The sequence below is a fragment of the Mycobacterium sp. 94-17 genome, from assembly GCF_035617725.1.
Classification (GTDB): domain Bacteria; phylum Actinomycetota; class Actinomycetes; order Mycobacteriales; family Mycobacteriaceae; genus Mycobacterium.
Genome location: NZ_JAPIYN010000082.1, coordinates 1 through 551, shown reverse-complemented (window position 1 = coordinate 551; position 551 = coordinate 1). Strand labels below are relative to the sequence as shown.

At 67.9% G+C, this 551-nt stretch carries 1 protein-coding gene; it reads left to right on the top strand.

Translation table 11 applies throughout. The features are described from left to right. A partial coding sequence (locus OQ789_RS25735; RefSeq protein ID WP_324689238.1) for a condensation domain-containing protein occupies positions 1–551 on the top strand: 551 nt, incomplete at both ends.

Genomic DNA, 551 nt, shown 5'->3' with positions numbered 1-551 from the left:
ATGCTCAGCGCGCTGTGGGTGAGTGGCAGCGCCCGGTTGGTGTTGATCATCCATCACCTGGCCGTGGATGGGGTGTCGTGGCGAATCTTGTTGGAAGACCTCAATATCGGCTGGGCCCAGCATCAGCACGGGCAGCCCATCGCGCTGCCCGCGCCGGGAACGTCATTCGCCCGCTGGTCTGCGGTGCTGGCCGAACACGCGCGCCACCCCGAGGTAGTGGACCAGGCCGAAACCTGGCGGCAGGTCGCGGCGACCCCGCCCGCCTTGCCCACACCGCAACCTGCAGTGGACACCGCTGTCAGTGCGGGGCATCTGTCAATGGCGCTGGATGTCGAGACCACCCGGATGCTGCTCGGCGAGGTGCCCGCGGCGTTTCACGCCGGGATCCACGACATTTTGGTGATCGCGTTCGGGATGGCGGTGGCGCAGTTCGTGACCGCCGGGGCTGCCCCGATCGCGATCGATGTGGAGGGCCATGGCCGCGACGAAGAGTTGGCCGCCGGTGTGGACTTGTCGCGCACGGTGGGCTGGTTCACCACGCTGTCCCCGGT